Annotated in this window: 16 protein-coding genes and 1 tRNA gene; all 17 read left to right on the top strand. The window is 38.0% G+C overall.

All coding sequences use genetic code 11. The annotated features are described in order from the left end of the window. Positions 1 to 228 precede the first annotated feature (228 nt). Positions 229 to 693: a division/cell wall cluster transcriptional repressor MraZ gene (gene mraZ / locus Q0874_RS14025; protein ID WP_299164090.1), complete on the top strand. Its 465-nt coding sequence runs from the start codon at positions 229 to 231 to the stop codon at positions 691 to 693. Then, the gene (gene rsmH, locus Q0874_RS14020) at positions 671 to 1,576 is read left to right on the top strand and encodes a 16S rRNA (cytosine(1402)-N(4))-methyltransferase RsmH (RefSeq protein ID WP_299164088.1); all 906 of its coding nucleotides are present in this window, start codon (positions 671 to 673) and stop codon (positions 1,574 to 1,576) included. The genes mraZ and rsmH overlap by 23 nt, the downstream gene beginning before the upstream one ends. A gap of 37 nt (positions 1,577 to 1,613) precedes the next feature. Continuing rightward, positions 1,614 to 1,934 (top strand): FtsL-like putative cell division protein, encoded by a 321-nt coding sequence (locus tag Q0874_RS14015; RefSeq protein ID WP_299164086.1) that lies wholly within the window; start codon positions 1,614 to 1,616, stop codon positions 1,932 to 1,934. Then, positions 1,935 to 3,941 carry a penicillin-binding protein gene (locus tag Q0874_RS14010; RefSeq protein WP_299164084.1) on the top strand — a complete coding sequence of 669 codons (2,007 nt, stop codon included), beginning with the start codon at positions 1,935 to 1,937 and terminating at the stop codon, positions 3,939 to 3,941. Continuing rightward, positions 3,938 to 5,401: a UDP-N-acetylmuramoyl-L-alanyl-D-glutamate--2,6-diaminopimelate ligase gene (locus Q0874_RS14005; protein WP_299164082.1), complete on the top strand. Its 1,464-nt coding sequence runs from the start codon at positions 3,938 to 3,940 to the stop codon at positions 5,399 to 5,401. The genes Q0874_RS14010 and Q0874_RS14005 overlap by 4 nt, the downstream gene beginning before the upstream one ends. Positions 5,402 to 5,421: 20 nt before the next feature. Beyond that, the gene (gene mraY / locus Q0874_RS14000; RefSeq protein ID WP_299164081.1) at positions 5,422 to 6,642 is read left to right on the top strand and encodes a phospho-N-acetylmuramoyl-pentapeptide-transferase; all 1,221 of its coding nucleotides are present in this window, start codon (positions 5,422 to 5,424) and stop codon (positions 6,640 to 6,642) included. Continuing rightward, on the top strand, positions 6,642 to 7,976 hold the full coding sequence (gene murD / locus Q0874_RS13995) for a UDP-N-acetylmuramoyl-L-alanine--D-glutamate ligase (protein ID WP_299164079.1): 1,335 nt from the start codon (positions 6,642 to 6,644) through the stop codon (positions 7,974 to 7,976). The genes mraY and murD overlap by 1 nt, the downstream gene beginning before the upstream one ends. Before the next feature lie 2 nt (positions 7,977 to 7,978). Then, on the top strand, positions 7,979 to 9,178 hold the full coding sequence (locus tag Q0874_RS13990) for an FtsW/RodA/SpoVE family cell cycle protein (protein ID WP_299164077.1): 1,200 nt from the start codon (positions 7,979 to 7,981) through the stop codon (positions 9,176 to 9,178). Next, positions 9,165 to 10,256, top strand: a complete 1,092-nt coding sequence (gene murG / locus Q0874_RS13985; RefSeq protein ID WP_299164075.1) for an undecaprenyldiphospho-muramoylpentapeptide beta-N-acetylglucosaminyltransferase — start codon at positions 9,165 to 9,167, stop codon at positions 10,254 to 10,256. Before Q0874_RS13990 ends, murG begins: the two co-directional genes overlap by 14 nt. A gap of 1 nt (position 10,257) precedes the next feature. Next, positions 10,258 to 11,610 (top strand): UDP-N-acetylmuramate--L-alanine ligase, encoded by a 1,353-nt coding sequence (gene murC, locus Q0874_RS13980; protein ID WP_299164074.1) that lies wholly within the window; start codon positions 10,258 to 10,260, stop codon positions 11,608 to 11,610. Next, positions 11,600 to 12,319 carry a cell division protein FtsQ/DivIB gene (locus Q0874_RS13975; RefSeq protein ID WP_299164072.1) on the top strand — a complete coding sequence of 240 codons (720 nt, stop codon included), beginning with the start codon at positions 11,600 to 11,602 and terminating at the stop codon, positions 12,317 to 12,319. The genes murC and Q0874_RS13975 overlap by 11 nt, the downstream gene beginning before the upstream one ends. Positions 12,320 to 12,325: 6 nt before the next feature. Beyond that, positions 12,326 to 13,648: a cell division protein FtsA gene (gene ftsA / locus Q0874_RS13970; RefSeq protein ID WP_299164071.1), complete on the top strand. Its 1,323-nt coding sequence runs from the start codon at positions 12,326 to 12,328 to the stop codon at positions 13,646 to 13,648. A gap of 40 nt (positions 13,649 to 13,688) precedes the next feature. Further along, the gene (ftsZ, locus tag Q0874_RS13965; protein WP_299164070.1) at positions 13,689 to 15,593 is read left to right on the top strand and encodes a cell division protein FtsZ; all 1,905 of its coding nucleotides are present in this window, start codon (positions 13,689 to 13,691) and stop codon (positions 15,591 to 15,593) included. 103 nt (positions 15,594 to 15,696) lie between these two features. After that, the gene (locus tag Q0874_RS13960) at positions 15,697 to 16,146 is read left to right on the top strand and encodes a GatB/YqeY domain-containing protein (RefSeq protein ID WP_299164069.1); all 450 of its coding nucleotides are present in this window, start codon (positions 15,697 to 15,699) and stop codon (positions 16,144 to 16,146) included. Positions 16,147 to 16,153: 7 nt separating this feature from the next. Next, positions 16,154 to 16,477, top strand: a complete 324-nt coding sequence (locus tag Q0874_RS13955; protein ID WP_299164068.1) for a TraR/DksA C4-type zinc finger protein — start codon at positions 16,154 to 16,156, stop codon at positions 16,475 to 16,477. Between the two features lie 7 nt (positions 16,478 to 16,484). Then, a tRNA-Arg gene (locus Q0874_RS13950) sits at positions 16,485 to 16,558 on the top strand. 541 nt (positions 16,559 to 17,099) lie between these two features. Further along, positions 17,100 to 17,897: a transporter substrate-binding domain-containing protein gene (locus tag Q0874_RS13945; protein ID WP_299164067.1), complete on the top strand. Its 798-nt coding sequence runs from the start codon at positions 17,100 to 17,102 to the stop codon at positions 17,895 to 17,897. Positions 17,898 to 18,027 lie beyond the last annotated feature (130 nt).

Genomic DNA, 18,027 nt, shown 5'->3' with positions numbered 1-18,027 from the left:
TCCTAATAATACAATTACTTATGCAAAAAAGAAGGTACCTTTACAATACCATATTTTTTTTCAAAAATAAAGACATCCCGCTATTAGCAGCAGCTTCTAAAATGGCCGGTCTTGGCACTATATTTCTCTACGTGCATGGATTTTTTTTCAACAAAGTGGTAAATTGTGGTAAATTGTGGTAATAATTTCTATATATTTGAGTTTATATTAGAAAACCAGCCGATTTAAGTGATAAGTTTTATAGGGACATATGATTGCAAAGCTGATGTTAAAGGGCGGATAATGATACCCGTCACCCTCAAAAACCAGATGGCCCCTGTTCTCAACAAGGGCTTTGTCATAAAACGCTCCGTGTTTCAGCCTTGCCTGGAACTGTATCCAATGGATGAATGGAATCTGTTGATGGAAAAAATGAATAAGAAGAACAGATTCAAGAAGAAGAACAATGATTTCATCAGGCGGTTTTCAGCGGGTGTGAAACCCATAGAAATAGATGGGACAGGCAGATTGCTTATACCTAAAAACCTAGTTTCCATTGCTGGGATTGGCAAGGAAGTTGTTTTGAGTTCGGCTATAAATATTATTGAGATTTGGGATAAGGATAGCTATGAAAAAGTAATTGATGAAACTGCTGAAAATTTTGCAGAATTAGCGGAAGAGGTAATGGGTGATGATGGAGACGAACTATCATAACCCGGTTTTATTAAAGGAGTCTGTTGACGGTCTCAACATATTGGAAAATGGAATTTATGTAGATGTGACTTTTGGCGGGGGTGGACATTCCAAAGAGATTTTAAGAAGATTGGGCAGTGGGGGTGAATTGTTTGCTTTTGATCAGGATGAAGAAGCTTTGAAAAATGTAATAGCAGATGATAGGTTTACTCTGATCAACGAAAATTTTAGGTATATAAAGCAGTTTTTAAAGTTCTATGGCATTCGGAAAGTAGACGGAATCTTAGCAGATTTTGGAGTTTCTTCCCATCAGTTTGATAAGGCTGAGCGGGGCTTTTCTACCCGTTTTGACGCCGATTTGGATATGAGGATGAGTTCTAGAAATAAGAAGAGTGCTTATGAAGTGATTAATTCTTATACCTATGATGATCTTAGAAATATATTGTTTCGTTATGGCGATTTGCGACGCGCAGATGCAATGGCGAAAACTATTATAGAACATCGGATAAAAGAGCCTGTTAAAACAACAGCAGACCTAAAAATGGTATTGAAGGAATATCTGCCAAAGTTTAGAGAGAACAAGATTTTGGCACAGGTATATCAGGCAATACGCATTGAAGTAAATCAGGAATTAGTGGCGATAGAAGAATTTTTATTGCAAACTCCTGAGTTAATGGATAAAGGTGGCCGGCTGAGTTTAATTAGTTACCACTCATTGGAAGATAGATTGGTTAAAAGATTCATTAGAGCAGGTAGTTTTTCGAGTGAACCGGAAAAGGACTTTTACGGAAATATTAATGTTCCGTTTAAAAAGGTAGGCGGATTAATTGTTCCCTCTGCCAGTGAAATTTCGAAGAATAGCAGAGCACGCAGTGCAAGACTGCGGATAGCAGAACGGATATAATTTGTGGATTTGGATAATTTAAAACAATATAAAACTCATGAGAAAAGGGATCATCGATATTTTAAAAGGCAAGTTCTTGGTGAGTGGAGATGCACCAAAAAATTGGCTCTTTATAATTTTTGCCTCCGTTTTGGCAACCATAATGATTGCAAGTTCTCACAGTGCGGATAAAAAAGTACACCAGGTTGCTGCACTGAATGAACAGGTCAAAGAATTAAAAAACGAATTCGTAGATATGCGCTCAGACGTACAACGATTGAAATTAGAATCAACCATCACGGCAAATGTAATGGTTGAAGGTCTTTTTCCATCTGAAGTACCACCAAGAAAAATAAAAGTAAAAACCAATAAAAAATAAGTGGCCATCACTGATAAAAAAATATTAACCAGACTTTATATAGTATCAGCATGTCTGTTCCTGTTTGCGGTTGCAGTGGTCGTAAAACTTGTGAGTATTCAGATGGTTCATGGTAATAAGTACAAGGAGATGGCGCTTCAACGTACGGAAAGGCTTTTTACCATTGCTCCCAACAGGGGAAATCTCTATTCAGATGACGGAAGTTTGTTAGCTACATCGGTCTCAAGGTATACGATACGTTTTGATGCGGTCACTGTGAAAAGCTCAGATTTTGAAGAAGAAGTGCAGCCTCTGTGTGATGCTCTTTCAAAGCTATTTGGAAAACCATCCGCTTATTATGAACAAATTTTAAGAAAAGCTAAAGCAAATAAAAACAGATACGCCTTGGTAGCCAGGAATCTTGATTATTCTGACTATATAGAGGTTAAAAATTTTCCACTTTTTAATAAAGGACCAAATAGGGGAGGCTTTATAGTAGAGCAAAAAACTGTAAGGGAACATCCTTTGGGCAAAATAGCAGAAAGAAGCGTAGGGTATGAACGATTTGACGAAAATGGCTATGCAACCAGGGTAGGACTTGAAGGCGCCTTTGGTAATTATTTAAGAGGAGTAGAAGGAAAAAGACTAAAGCAGAAAATTGCTAAAGGTCAGTGGAAACCTATTGGCTTAGACAATATTGTTGAACCAAAAGACGGGTATGATGTAGTGTCGACCATCGATATCAATATTCAGGATATTGCGCATCATGGGCTCTTAACACAATTAGAAAAGTATAAAGCCGATCATGGATGTGTAATTGTAATGGAAACCAAAACTGGCGAAATAAAGGCAATTTCTAATCTTGGAAGGACTGAGGATGGCAAGTATTATGAAAGATTAAATTATGCGATAGGCGAATCTCATGAACCCGGATCTACCTTTAAATTAATGTCGCTGGTTGCTGCCCTGGAAGATCATAAAATTGACACCAGTACGGTTATTGATACTGAAAAAGGACATTGGAGAATATACGATAGGATAGTAAGGGATTCTAAGCACGGAGGTTATGGCAAAATTTCAATGGCAAAGGCTTTTGAAGTTTCTTCAAATACAGCTTTCGCCAAAATGATTCATAACAGTTATAAAGAAGAACCATCAGTTTTTGTAGATCGGCTTATGTCTATGGGGCTACATCAGGAACTGGGAATGCCAATAAAGGGTGAAGGTAAGCCTGTAATTAGATACCCCGGAGATAAGGGATGGTCCGGTATTTCATTGGCATGGATGTCTCATGGCTATGAAGTATCCTTAACCCCTTTACAGACGCTTGCTTTTTACAACGCTATTGCTAATGATGGTCAATTATTGCGCCCCAGACTTATAAAAGAGGTTAAGGAATGGAACAAAACCATTTATACCTTCGATAAAGAAATTATTAATGAGGCTATTTGCTCTAAGGAAACCGCTAAACAGGTGCGTTACTTATTGAAAAATGTAGTGGAAAAAGAACACGGAACAGGTCATCGTCTTTATTCTCCAAACTTTTCTATGGCCGGTAAAACCGGAACAGCACAAAAAAACTATGTAACCCGAGACCCGGACAAACTGAGGTACATATCAACTTTTGCCGGGTATTTCCCTGCAGATAACCCAAAGTACTCCTGTATAGTGGTGATCCATGAACCAGATAAAAGTGTTGGCTACTATGGTGCCGACGTGTCAGGGCCGGTATTTAAATCCATAGCCAGAAAGATTTATGCCAACAACCCATTAATAGACGAAATAGAAACCTTAGAACCTTTGAATGAAGATTTAGACGCAAGTTTTCAAAGCTACTATGCAGAATCACAAAAGAATCATAATCAGATGCCAGATGTAAAGGGAATGAGTGGAATGGATGCAATTTCTATTCTCGAAAACATGGGTCTGGAGGTAGAGGTCAAAGGAAATGGCAAAGTAAAAAAGCAATCAATTTCTAAGGGAACAGATTTAGAAAAAGTAAAGAAAATAATTTTAGAACTTTCATGAAGCCCCTAAAAGATATACTATTTGGAGTAAGCCTTACCGCTGTGAGCGGATCTACCGGGGTTATGGTGAATACCATATGTTTTGATTCCAGAAAAGTAGCTGAGGGTAGTGTTTTTGTGGCTATCAAAGGTACTTTAACGGATGGGCATAAATATATTGATAAAGCAATAGCTGCAGGAGCCAATTCGATAGTGTGTGAAAATCTTCCGGGAGATTTGATCAACGATATAACCTATGTGGAAGTTCTTGATGCCAACCAGGCTCTGGCTATAATGGCGTCAAATTTCTATGATAATCCATCCAAAAATTTAAAGCTTGTAGGTGTCACAGGTACGAACGGCAAGACTACGGTTAGCAGTTTGTTGTATCAATTGTTTAAAAAAGCGGGGTATAAAGTTGGCCTGCTATCTACTATTAGAATAATGGTGGATAACGAAGAATTTCCTACGAGCCATACGACCCCGGATGCCATGACCATTAATCAATATCTCTCTCTAATGAATGAGGCAGGTGTTGAATTTTGTTTTATGGAAGTAAGTTCCCACGGGATTCACCAAAAAAGAACAGAAGGATTGGTCTTTGAGGGCGCTATATTCACCAATTTATCACATGACCACCTGGATTATCACAAAACATTTGCTGAATACAGGGATACTAAAAAGAAATTATTTGATGATTTGCCTAAAAGAGCATTTGCCTTAACAAATATTGACGATAAAAACGGGCTTGTAATGTTGCAAAATACTGCAGCTAAAAAATACACCTATGCTCTAAAAAGTTATGCCGACTACAGGGCCCAGGTTTTGGAAAATCAATTTAACGGACAGTTATTAAAAATTGATGATAATGACCTTTGGACCCGGTTAATTGGTCATTTTAATGCTTATAATATATTGGCTATATATGCTACAGCTGACCTATTGGGATTAGAAAAACTTGAGACCCTGAGATTACTGAGCGAATTGGAAAATGTAGACGGAAGGTTTCAATACTATATATCTAAAGAAAGAATAACGGCTATTGTTGATTATGCCCATACGCCGGACGCCTTAAAAAATGTACTTGAGACAATCAATACATTGAGGACTGGAAATGAAAACGTCATCACCGTAGTGGGGTGTGGTGGTGATCGTGACAAGTCTAAGCGTCCGGTAATGGGTCATATCGCTTCAGCGATGAGTAGTAAAGCCATTTTTACATCAGACAATCCACGATCCGAACCACCTCTTATAATCATTGAAGAGATGGAAGCCGGCGTAGAACCACAGAATCTCAGGAAAGTTTTATCAATTGAAAATCGAAATCAGGCAATAAAGACGGCCTGTCAGTTAGCAGTACCCAATGATATAATCCTGGTTGCGGGTAAAGGTCATGAGACCTATCAGGAAACCAACGGTGAGCGCATGGATTTTGATGATTTTAAAATTATAAAGGAAGTGCTGACAAGTTTAAATAAGTAATAAGAAATAGATAACATAATATGCTGTATTATCTGTTCGAGTATTTAGAAAAGCAATATCAACTGCCGGGAGCAAGTCTGTTTCAGTTTCAGACATTCAGGGCAGCTATGGCAGTGCTACTTTCTTTATTATTGGCAACAGTTTATGGTAAGCGCATTATTCTTTTTCTGAAGCACAAACAAATAGGGGAGACCATCAGGGATTTGGGGCTTGAAGGACAAAAGCAAAAGACAGGTACTCCAACAATGGGTGGCTTGATAATAATAATGTCCACTTTGATTCCGGTTTTATTGTTTGCCGATATAATGAATATTTATGTCATTTTATTGATAGTTACCACAATATGGATGGGTATCATCGGATTTGTAGATGACTACATTAAAATATTCAGAAATAATAAAAAAGGGCTCAAAGGCAGGTTTAAAGTGATAGGTCAGGTGGTACTTGGACTTATCGTGGGTGCAACACTATACTTCCATCCGGAAGTCACCATGCGGGAAAGGACCAACACTATAATTACGGAGCAATATAAGGTTGAAAACGTTAAAGGGGAAGATATTAAATCTACAATGACTACCGTACCGTTTTTTAAGAATAACGAACTGGATTACAGTAATCTGATCTCCTGGGCCGGTGAGAAGGCAGTTTCGTATGCATGGCTAATTTTTATTCCAATTGTCATCTTAATAGTCACTGCGGTTTCTAATGGAGCCAATCTTACAGATGGTATTGATGGTTTAGCGGCTGGCTCATCTGCGATAATTGTTCTTACTCTGGGCATTTTTGCATGGGTCTCCGGTAATATAATTTTTTCCGAGTACCTCGATATCATGTACATTCCCAAGGCTGGTGAACTTTTGGTCTTCATTGCCGCTTTTGTAGGGGCATTGGTAGGTTTTTTATGGTACAATGCATTTCCTGCCCAGGTATTTATGGGTGACACCGGAAGTCTTACCATAGGAGGAGTTATAGCAGTAATTGCATTAATTGTAAGAAAAGAATTGTTGATTCCCATACTGTGTGGAATATTCTTCGCGGAGTCCATTTCAGTGATGTTGCAGGTGGGTTATTTCAAATACACGAAAAACAGATCAGGTGAAGGGAAGCGAATTTTTTTAATGGCACCCTTACATCACCATTATCAAAAAAAGGGATATCACGAAAGTAAAATAGTCACAAGATTTTGGATTATAGGAATACTATTAGCCATAATTACAATTGTGACACTCAAAGTGAGATAATGAAATTAATGGTTGTACTCGGCGCTGGTGAAAGTGGAGTTGGAACGGCCATTCTGGCAAAAAAAAAGGATTACCAGGTTTTTGTCTCAGATAAGGGTAAGATTAAAGAAAAATATAAAAACGTTCTTGAACATTTTGATATTGATTGGGAGGAAGAACAGCATTCGGAAGACAAAATTCTAAATGCTGATCTGGTAATGAAAAGCCCCGGTATTCCGGATACGGTACCTCTTGTAAAAAAACTTGTCAAAAAAGGTATTCCGGTTATTTCGGAGATTGAGTTTGCTGCTAAACACACAAATGCCAGAATAATTGGGATTACGGGAAGTAACGGTAAAACCACTACTACGATGCTTACCTATCACATTTTAAAAAATGGAGGTTTAAACGTGGGAATGGCAGGAAATATTGGCGACAGTTTTGCCAAAATGGTAGCGGAACGCGATTATGACTTCTATGTACTTGAAATAAGCAGTTTTCAGTTAGATGGAATTGTAGATTTTAAACCAAATATAGCGGTAATAACAAATATTACCCCGGACCATTTAGATAGGTATGATCATTCTTTTGAAAACTATGTGTCTTCAAAATTCAGAATTGTACAAAACCAGGACACCGAAGATAGTTTGATTTATGATTGTGATGATGATGTAATTGTAAGTTGGCTGGAGAAGAACCCAATTAGATCAAAATTATTGCCTTTTACAATTAATGATAAACTCAAAGAAGGGGCATGGTTAGAGAATGACAAAATATTAATTAGGACAGAAAATAAAACAATTGAAATGGAAGCAGATTCTTTGGCACTAGAAGGTTTACATAACCTTAAAAATACAATGGCGGCATCAACGGTCGCAAAATTGGTTGGTATTCGCAAGGATACTATCCGTGAAAGTATTCAGAATTTTCAAGGAGCTGCACATCGTTTGGAAAAGGTTTTAAAAATTCATCATGTACAATATATAAATGATTCAAAGGCCACCAATGTAAATGCCACCTATTATGCTTTGGAAAGTATAAAAACACCTATTGTCTGGATTGTTGGCGGCGTGGATAAAGGCAATGACTATAAAGTTCTGATGCCCTTAGTAAGGGAAAAAGTAAAAGCAATCATTTGCCTGGGGATGGATAATTCAAAAATTAAATATGCTTTTGGTAACGTGGTAGATTTAATCGTTGAGACTTACGCTATGAGCGAAGCTGCAAAAGTTGCCTATAAAATTGCTGAAAGAGGAGATACCGTTTTGCTATCTCCGGCATGCGCTAGTTTTGATCTTTTTAAAAATTATGAAGACAGGGGAAATCAATTTAAAGAAGCAATAAAAAACTTGTAAAAATGTCTGGGTTTGTGGGAAATATAAAAGGGGATAAAGCCATTTGGGGCGTAGTTGCTCTGCTAGCTCTTTTTTCCTTTTTACCTGTTTACAGTGCCAGCAGTAATCTGGTTTATGTAGTTGGAAATGGCACAACAATTGGTCATTTGGTTAAACACGGGATGTTGCTGCTTTTGGGATTTGGAATAATTTATGGTGTTCATAAAATTCCTACCCATTTTTTTAAGGGGTTATCTATTATTGCTCTGCCCATAGTGTTGGTCCTGTTGGCATATACTCTGGCTCAGGGCACTACAATAGACGGTGCAAATGCCAGTAGATGGATACGCCTTCCTTTGGTAGGAATAACTTTTCAAACTTCAAATCTGGCAGCGGTGGTTTTAATGATCTATGTAGCGAGATACCTGACCAGAATTAAAGATAAAACAATCACTTTTAATGAAAGCCTGGTACCCTTGTGGCTGCCTGTTTTTATGGTCACCATTTTAATTTTACCCGCCAATTTCTCTACAGCGGCGATACTTTTTTTTATGGTACTGATGCTATGCTTTTTAGGAGGTTATCCACTAAAATATCTTTCAGGGATAGTAGGTACGGGTTTGTTAATACTTACCATTTTTATTCTTACGGCAAAAGCTTATCCGGATCTTTTTCCAAACAGGGTGGACACCTGGATAAATAGAGTAGAAAGTTTTTGGGATCCGGCAGATACAGAGTCGGACTATCAGATAGAAAAAGCAAAAATAGCCATTGCAAGTGGTGGAATAGTTGGAAATGGAGCAGGCAAAAGTGTAATGAAAAATTTTCTACCTCAGAGTTCATCAGATTTTATTTATGCAATTATAATTGAAGAGTACGGCTTGGTGGGAGGGTTTGTGCTAATGTTCTTTTATATGCTTTTGTTATTCCGAATTGTAGTAGTAGCAAATTCAAATGAGACTGTATTTGGCAAATTATTAGTAGTTGGTGTTGGGTTGCCTATAGTTTTTCAGGCCCTTATAAATATGGCGGTGGCAGTAGAGTTATTTCCGGTGACCGGGCAAACTTTGCCACTAATTAGTAGCGGAGGAACATCTATTTGGATGACTTGTCTGGCTATTGGAATTGTGTTAAGTGCGAGCAGAAAATTTAAATCGGTTGATGTTAAAAAATCTGATGTTGATGATACTAACCCCTTAGAAGTGCTAAGTGGACAATTATAGGTTTATATTATCTGGTGGTGGAACAGGAGGGCATATTTATCCGGCAATAGCTATAGCCGATGAATTAAAATTAAGACATCCGAATGCAGCGTTTTTATTTGTTGGTGCAAAAGACAGGATGGAAATGGAAAAAGTGCCGGGGGCAGGTTACAAGATAAAAGGTTTGTGGATTAGTGGAATACAAAGAAAGTTGACATTAAAAAATTTAATATTCCCATTTAAACTAATTAGTAGTTTGATTAGCGCAGGAAAAATAGTGAAGAAGTTTAAACCCCATGTCGTTATAGGTACAGGTGGGTTTGCCAGTGGCCCTGTATTAAAAATGGCTTCCAGAAAAGGAATCCCTTGTGTGTTACAGGAGCAGAATTCATATGCAGGGATCACGAATAAATTACTGGCTAAACACGCAGCAAAAATATGTGTTGCCTACGATGATATGGAAAGGTTTTTCCCAGCAGATAAAATTGTAAAAACAGGGAATCCTGTCAGAGCAGATTTGATAGCTCCTTTGCAGCATAATGACAAAGCGTATGAATTCTTTGGTTTGAACCCGGAAAAAATAACGCTGCTTGTCCTGGGAGGAAGTCTGGGTGCGCGGAGAATAAATCAGCTTATAGAAAAGGAATTGGATTTCTTTTCAAAATTAGGTATTCAACTTATTTGGCAATGTGGCCGTGGATACTATGAAGAATATAAAAAATTTCATGCTACAGATGTGAAAGTCCACGATTTTTTGAATAAAATGAATTTTGCTTATTCCGCTGCGGACATAATCATTTCAAGGGCTGGAGCCAGCTCAGTTTCTGAATTATGCATAGTTGGAAAACCGGTGATATTTATTCCCTCGCCAAATGTAGCAGAAGACCATCAATCCAAAAATGCGAGAAGTCTTGTTTTAAAACAAGCGGCATTAATGGTGGAGGAAAAAGATCTGGCTGACAAATTTGAAAGCGTTTTTTCAGATCTGAATAATTCCGGGGATAGTAAGAAATTGTTGGGCGAAAATATAAAAGCACTGGCACAGCCTGATGCCACTAAAAACATTGTAGATGAAATAGAACATCTGCTGAAAATTTAATATGAGGCTAAGAGACATACATAACATTTATTTTATTGGGATTGGAGGAATTGGTATGTCTGCTCTTGCGCGATATTTTAAGCTATTAAAAAAGAATGTAGCCGGTTATGACAAAACGGAGACGCCTTTGACTCGCGAGATTTCTGATTTAGGAATTGAGATACATTATACAGATAATATCTCTGAAATTCCAGCAGACTTTAAAAATGTTGGGAATACCCTTGTTGTCTACACCCCGGCAATTCCTGATGACCATAAAGAATTCCATTTTTTTGCCTCAGGAGGTTTTGAAATAAAAAAACGATCGGAGGTATTAGGAATTATCACCAGGGATACTTTTTGTTTGGCAGTGGCAGGAACCCATGGTAAAACAACAACAAGTAGCATTCTAGCGCATTTGTTAAAAGAAACAGGGACACCGGTCACCGCGTTTCTTGGTGGTATTTCGGAAGATTTTAATAGTAATTTTTGGTTCGGGGGCAGTGAATATTCTGTTGTGGAAGCCGATGAATATGATCGTTCATTTTTACAGTTATCGCCTGATGTTGCCTGTATTACTTCGATAGATGCAGATCATTTGGATATTTATGGTGATAGTACAGAACTAAGAAAATCTTTTAGGGAATTTGTTGATAAACTAAAGCCCGGCGGGAAACTGTTTATAAGAAATGGTTTGCCTTTAGAAGGGATAACATATGGAATAGAAGATGACTCGGATTATTGTATAAGAAATTTAAAAATAATACATGGCGCCTACGTTTTTGATTTGGAAACTCCAGACACTACCCTTAAAGGGGTTAAGTTTAACAAACCAGGAAAGCATAACTTGCTTAATGGTCTGGTGGCTTTTGCGATGGCAATACAGGTTGGATCCCCACCTAATCGACTTGCTAAAGCATTGGAAACCTTTAAGGGTGTGCAACGGAGATTTTCATATCGAATAAAGAATGTCGACTTTGTCTTTATAGATGATTATGCGCACCATCCGACGGAAATAAATGCCGTATATGATGCCATCTCCGAGATGCATAAGAGTAAAAAAATACTCGCCGTTTTTCAACCCCATTTATTTTCGAGAACAAGAGACTTCGTCGATGATTTCGCACTCAGTCTTGCGCAATTTGATAGTGTTTTATTATTGGATATCTATCCGGCAAGAGAAAAACCGATTGCTGGGGTGACTTCGGCATGGCTAATGGGAAAAATAAAGATTCAGAATAAGAAATTAATCCAAAAAGCGGATCTGATTGAGGAAATAAAAAGACAAGAACCGGAAGTATTGGTTACCATGGGTGCCGGTGATATTGGATTGGAAATATCAAAAATAGAAAAAGAACTAGAGCATGAAAATTAATTGGAATTACATCAAATTTGTTGGTTTAATAATTTGTATTACAGGGCTTTATGCATTTTCAGGTCATAGAAGTGATTCAAGAACTGTAGAAGGCATTACGCTAAAATTCACAGGAGAGAACAATCTCTACATTACCCAGTCTATGGTTAATAAATTGTTAATACAAAATTATGGTATCATTAAAAACATGCCTAAAGAAAAATTAGATTTGGATACTATAGAAAAGGTCATAGAGGCCAATGAAATGGTAAAAAGTGCCCAAGTTTATCTTACTATAAGTGGTGAGCTTACATCAAACATTGTACAAAGGCAGCCAATAGGACGTGTGGAGGGAATAACAAAATTCTACCTGGATGAGGAGGGTAAAAACATGCCGTTATCCAGTAATCACTCTGCACGAGTGCCAATCATTACTGGCAATATTACCGGTAAAAGTTTAGAAGATGTTTATGTGATATTAAATTATATAAACAGGGACAACTTTTTAAGGAAAAATGTAATTGGAATTCACATTGAGGATGAAGAAAATTATCAATTGAAATTCCGACTGGAAAACTTTGTTGTGAATTTAGGTAATGTGGATGATTTAGAACAGAAGTTCAATAATTTCAAAGCTTTTTATACCAAAGCTGCCAAGGATAAAACATTAGAAAATTATAATATAGTAAGCTTAGAATTTAATAATCAAGTAGTGTGCACCAAAATTTAAAATAATATGGAACAAAGTAATTATTCAGTTGGATTAGATATAGGTACTACAAAAATTGTTGCCATTATCGGAAAGGAAAACGAGTATGGCAAAATTGAGGTTTTGGGCATTGGCAGGTCAAAAAGCCTTGGTGTGCATCGGGGTGTGGTAAATAACATAACACAAACCATAAAATCTATTCAACAGGCTGTTGAACAAGCGGAAGCCGATTCAGGTTTAAAGATTGGGTCTGTTGTTGTTGGGATTGCCGGACAACATATCAGAAGCCTCCAGCATAGCGATTATATTACAAGAGCTAATTCTGAAGAAGTAATCAATGAGGACGATCTGGATAAACTTTGTAATCAGGTATATAAATTGGTCATGCTACCGGGAGAAGAAATCATCCATGTTTTGCCTCAGGAATATAAGGTAGACGGACAGGCTGAAATTAAGCAACCTATAGGAATGTACGGTGGAAGGCTTGAAGCTAATTTCCACGTGGTTGTCGGCCAGGTTTCATCTATTAAAAACATTGGCAGATGCATCAAAAGTGCCGGCCTTGACCTGGGTAATATTACCCTTGAACCCCTCGCATCTTCAGATGCGGTTCTTAGCCAGGAAGAAAAGGAAGCAGGAGTTGCCTTAATAGATATAGGTGGTGGTACAACCGACCTCGCTATTTTTAAAGATGGCATCATAAGGCATACAGCTGTAATTCCGTTTGGCGGGAATGTTATTACCGAAGATATTAAAGAAGGTTGTTCAATTATCGAGAAACAGGCGGAGCTTCTCAAAATGAAATTTGGTTCTGCATGGCCAGGCGAAAACAAGGACAATGAAATAGTTTCTATCCCCGGATTACGTGGAAGAGAACCAAAGGAAATTACACTAAAAAATCTTTCCAAGATCATACATGCAAGAGTCGTTGAGATTGTTGAGCAGGTTTATGTCGAAATCAAAAATTACGGACATGAGGAGCAAAAGAAAAAACTAATTGCGGGGATTGTATTAACAGGTGGAGGAAGCCAGTTGAAGCATCTGAAGCAGTTGGTAGAATATATTACAGGTATGGATACCAGAATAGGATACCCTAATGAGCATTTGGCAGGAGATTCCGATCAGGAAATTGCCAGTCCTTTATATGCCACCGCCGTAGGATTGCTGATGAACGCAATTGAAAATAAAGGAAGAAATCCTATTTATCAAGAGGAAACCAGTAATGAAGAAGAATTGGTTTTAGAAGGTCATCCTGAAGGTAGAACAACCGAAAAGTCAAGAGGAGAGAGAAAATCTGTATTTGATCTCTGGTCAGAAAAACTTAAAGATTTTTTAGATAACGCAGAGTAAACCTAAATCGTAGCACATATTAACCAGTAACACAAAAAACATGAGCAAGAACACCGAATTTGAAAATATAGCCTTTGATTTACCGAAAAATCAAAGTAATGTAATTAAAGTAATTGGCGTTGGAGGGGGTGGAAGTAATGCAATTAATCATATGTTCCAGGCCGGAATTAACGGAGTGGATTTTGTGATTTGCAATACAGATTCACAGGCTTTGCAAAATAGCCCTGTTCCCAATAAAATCCAATTAGGTGTTACTCTTACAGAAGGACTCGGAGCTGGTGCCAATCCTGAAGTAGGTGAACAAGCTGCCCTGGAGAGTATGGAAGAAATTAAGAATATGCTTGATAACACTACCAAAATGATTTTCATAACCGCAGGTATGGGCGGAGGAACAGGCACCGGAGCAGCCCCTGTTATAGCTAAGCAAGCAAAAGAAATGAATGTCCTTACTGTAGGGATTGTAACTATGCCTTTTCTGTTTGAAGGTAAGATGAGATGTCAACAGGCTCAAATAGGGATTGAAAAATTGCGTTCTAATGTAGACTCCTTAATTGTAATCAATAACAATAAACTAAGGGAAGTTTACGGGAATTTAGGTTTTAAAGCGGGTTTTTCAAAGGCAGATGAAGTACTTGCAACTGCGGCCAGAGGCATTGCCGAAGTAATTACCCATCATTATACTCAGAATATTGACCTACGTGATGCTAAAACAGTTCTTTCAAATAGTGGAACTGCAATTATGGGTTCCTCAATGTCATCAGGGTCAGCAAGAGCTCAGGAGGCTATTATGAAAGCGCTGGATTCTCCATTATTGAATGATAATAAAATTACGGGGGCCAAAAACGTGTTATTACTTATTGTTTCGGGATCCCAGGAGATTACTATTGATGAAATAGGAGAAATTAATGATCATATTCAAATAGAGGCAGGTCATGGGGCTAACATTATTATGGGTGTGGGCGAAGACGAAAGCCTGGGCGAAGCTATAGCTGTAACTGTAATTGCCACAGGTTTTAACATTGACCAGCAGGATGAAATTGTTAATACTGAAACCAAAAAAATTATACACACTCTTGAAGATGAGCAAAAGGCCGAACAAGATTTGAGTGAAGAAAATGTCGTTTACCAACTGGAAGAGGAAGAAGAGGTTTTTGAACCGATAATAAAACATTCTTTAGAGGTTGAAGAAACAATAGATCTTATTCCAACAACCAATTATATAAGAAATTTTAATGTTTTCTATGAAGAGGTTATAGCAGAAGAAATTGCTGAAGAGGATTTTATAATAATTGATTCTAAAAAGTCCCTGAAGGACATTGAGGTAATTGACCCAGAAGAATTAGCCGGCAAAATAGATGAAAAGGAACAGATTGCACTTCGTTTTGATATGCCTTTGACGGATGAGGTTGAAGAAGAGAATGAAAATGTTATCACATTTAGTCTGGATGAAGACATAAACGATCTTGATGTTAGTGAGCATATAGAGGTAATACCTGTTTTGGAATACAACAAAGAAGGAGAAACCCGCTATAGCCTTGATGATTATATGGAACTGGAAAATAAGTTAACAGGCGCAAAATCCAAAGCGGAAGAGTTTGATCCTAAACTTATTGAGGATGAGTTGGTTTTCGAGAGAAAGACTGTGGCAGGGAAAGAAGAAGTTAAAACAAACGACGGGGACCCCATGAATACTCCAATTGAAGAAATACTAAGGGAAAGGGCGGATGAGCGCAGGAGAAAACTAAAAGATTTCAATTACAAGTTTCAGAATAGTGTTAATAATATTGATGAAATAGAAAAGGAACCGGCTTATAAGCGTCAGGGCATCGATTTAAATGAAAGACCCAAAGAGGGTAAAGTGTCCAGAACTACTTTAAGTGAAGACAGTAATGATGAAATTCAGTTACGTTCTAACAACTCCTTTTTACATGATAATGTAGACTAGTCAGAATGCGGGATGATATGCCCAAGCTTAGAATAGACCCGAAAATACATTACATTTTCGGGTTTATTTTTTTTATCTTGTGCGCTCCTAAAATTCACAAAATATGAGCTTACAGAATCAAGTTATGGAAGAAATAAAAGCAGCAATGAAAGCAAAAGACACCATAGCTCTGGAGTCTTTGAGGGCAATAAAATCTGCTTTACTACTGGCGCAAACTGAAAAGGGCGCCGGAGACGAAATGTCTGATGCTGATGAAATAAAATTAATACAAAAGCTGGTAAAACAACGAAAAGACAGTGCAGCGATTTTTAAGGAACAGGGAAGAGAAGATCTTGCAGAACCTGAATTGGCACAGGTAGCCGTAATTGAAAAATTTTTACCAGCTCAGCTAAGTGTGGATGAGGTAGAAAAGATTGTTGTCCAGATTATTGAAACTACTGGTGCCAGTGGCATGAAAGATATGGGAAAAGTTATGGGGATGGTATCCAAACAATTGGCAGGGCAAGCCGACGGAAAAACAATTTCCGGTATTGTTCGTACTAAACTTACTTAATTATAAAATGAATGTTCAAGAAATTCGTGAGCTCTTTGAATCTGATATTGCCAGTACTGAAAAGAAGATAAAGCAATATGCAGAACTATCCCAACCCATTGCTCCCGACAATGCTATCGGGCGGGTATCGCGGATGGATGCTATAAACAATAAAGGGGTTATGAATGCAGCCCTTATTAAAGCTAAAGAACGTCTTGAAGGTCTAAAGCGTAACCTGGACAAATTAGGAACGAATGATTTTGGTGTCTGTCCAAAATGTAAAAAGAAAATACCAATTGAGCGTATTTTATTAGCTCCAAATAGCTCTTTTTGCGTAAATTGCGCTCGCTAAAGCAAATGGCCCCGTGGCGCAACTGAATAGCGCATCAGATTTCGGCTCTGAGGGTTGGGGGTTTGAATCCCTCCGGGGTCACGAATAAGTAAAAATCCCAAACGGCAAATCAAGCTTGCTTGAATTTGTATGTTTGGGATTTTTACTTTCAAGGCGGAGCCTTGTAGGGAAGAACGTTAGTTAATCCAGGTTACTTTCAAGGCGGAGCCTTGTAGGGAAGAACGTTAGTTAATCCCGGTTACTTTCAAGGCGGAGCCTTGTAGGGAAGAACGTTAGTTAATCCCGGTTACTTTCAAGGCGGAGCCTTTTAGGGAAGAACGTTAGTTAATCCCGGTCACTTTCAAGGCGGAGCCTTTTAGGGAAGAACGTTAGTTAATCCCGGTTACTTTCAAGGCGGAGCCTTTTAGGGAAGAACGTTAGTTAATCCCGGTTACTTTCAAGGCGGAGCCTTGTAGGGAAGAACGTTAGTTAATCCTGTATCCATCCTGAACAAAATAAATCCAAAACAGTGGCATGAAATTTTCATTTTACACTTCAATTACGAGCATCTTTGCTTGTAAAAGAATAAGTACTATCTTCAATGACTTAATATTTTAAGTAACCAACTAAAAAACAAGAAAGTATGAAAATAAAATACACAACTGTTGTTTTGCTGTTTTTTATCGCTTTGGCCCTTCCGGTCCATGGACAAAAGACACTTGCTAAAATTCTTAAAAACGGAGAGATCAGGATTGGTCTGACAGGGAATCAACCACCTTTTAATATGAAATCAAAGTCTGGAGAATTAATGGGCTTTGAAGTGGACCTTGCTAATGTATTGGCTAATGGTATTGGTGTAAAATTGACGACTGTAGTAATGCCATTTTCAGAGCTTTTACCGGCACTTGAGGCTGGCAAAATTGATGCGGTTATGTCAGGAATGACAGTTACTTCCGAACGCAGTTTAAAAGCCTTGTTTGCTGGTCCTTATACGATATCCGGCAAATCAATTCTTGCAAAAACGTCAGTCTTATCCAAATTGAAGGGGACCGAAGAAGCCAATAATGAAGCCTACAAAATAAGCTGTTTAAAGGGATCTACCAGTGAGGCTTTTGTTAAAAAATATATGCCCAGGGCACAGGCTATTCCAGTTAGCAATTATGATGAAGGAATTGCCATGATACTTAATGATCAGGCAGATGCCATGGTAGCAGATTACCCGATTTGTGTAATTACCATCATGCGTAACCAGGGGAAAGATTTAGTAACGCTTGATGGCCCTATGAATATAGAACCGATAGGGATGGCACTTCCGGCAGATGATCTCCATTTTCATAACCTGGTGGAAAATTACCTAAAGGCCTTCGATTTAGCGGGAGCGCTAAAAGTAATTGACGACAAATGGTTAAAGGATGGCAGCTGGTTGTTTAGTATGGAATAGGTGATGCAAACTGAAACAGTAGCATCTTTAGCCATTTTATAGTCTGTTCAGAGATTTGTTAAAATTGTTATAATACGGCAGATGCACTGTAACGTTTCAAATGTCTTTATCTCTTAATGTCTTCTATTAC

Source organism: uncultured Eudoraea sp., assembly GCF_947490415.1.
GTDB lineage: Bacteria > Bacteroidota > Bacteroidia > Flavobacteriales > Flavobacteriaceae > Eudoraea.
The sequence above is the reverse complement of the archived record's forward strand: the minus strand, read 5'-3'. Positions and strand labels throughout refer to the sequence as shown.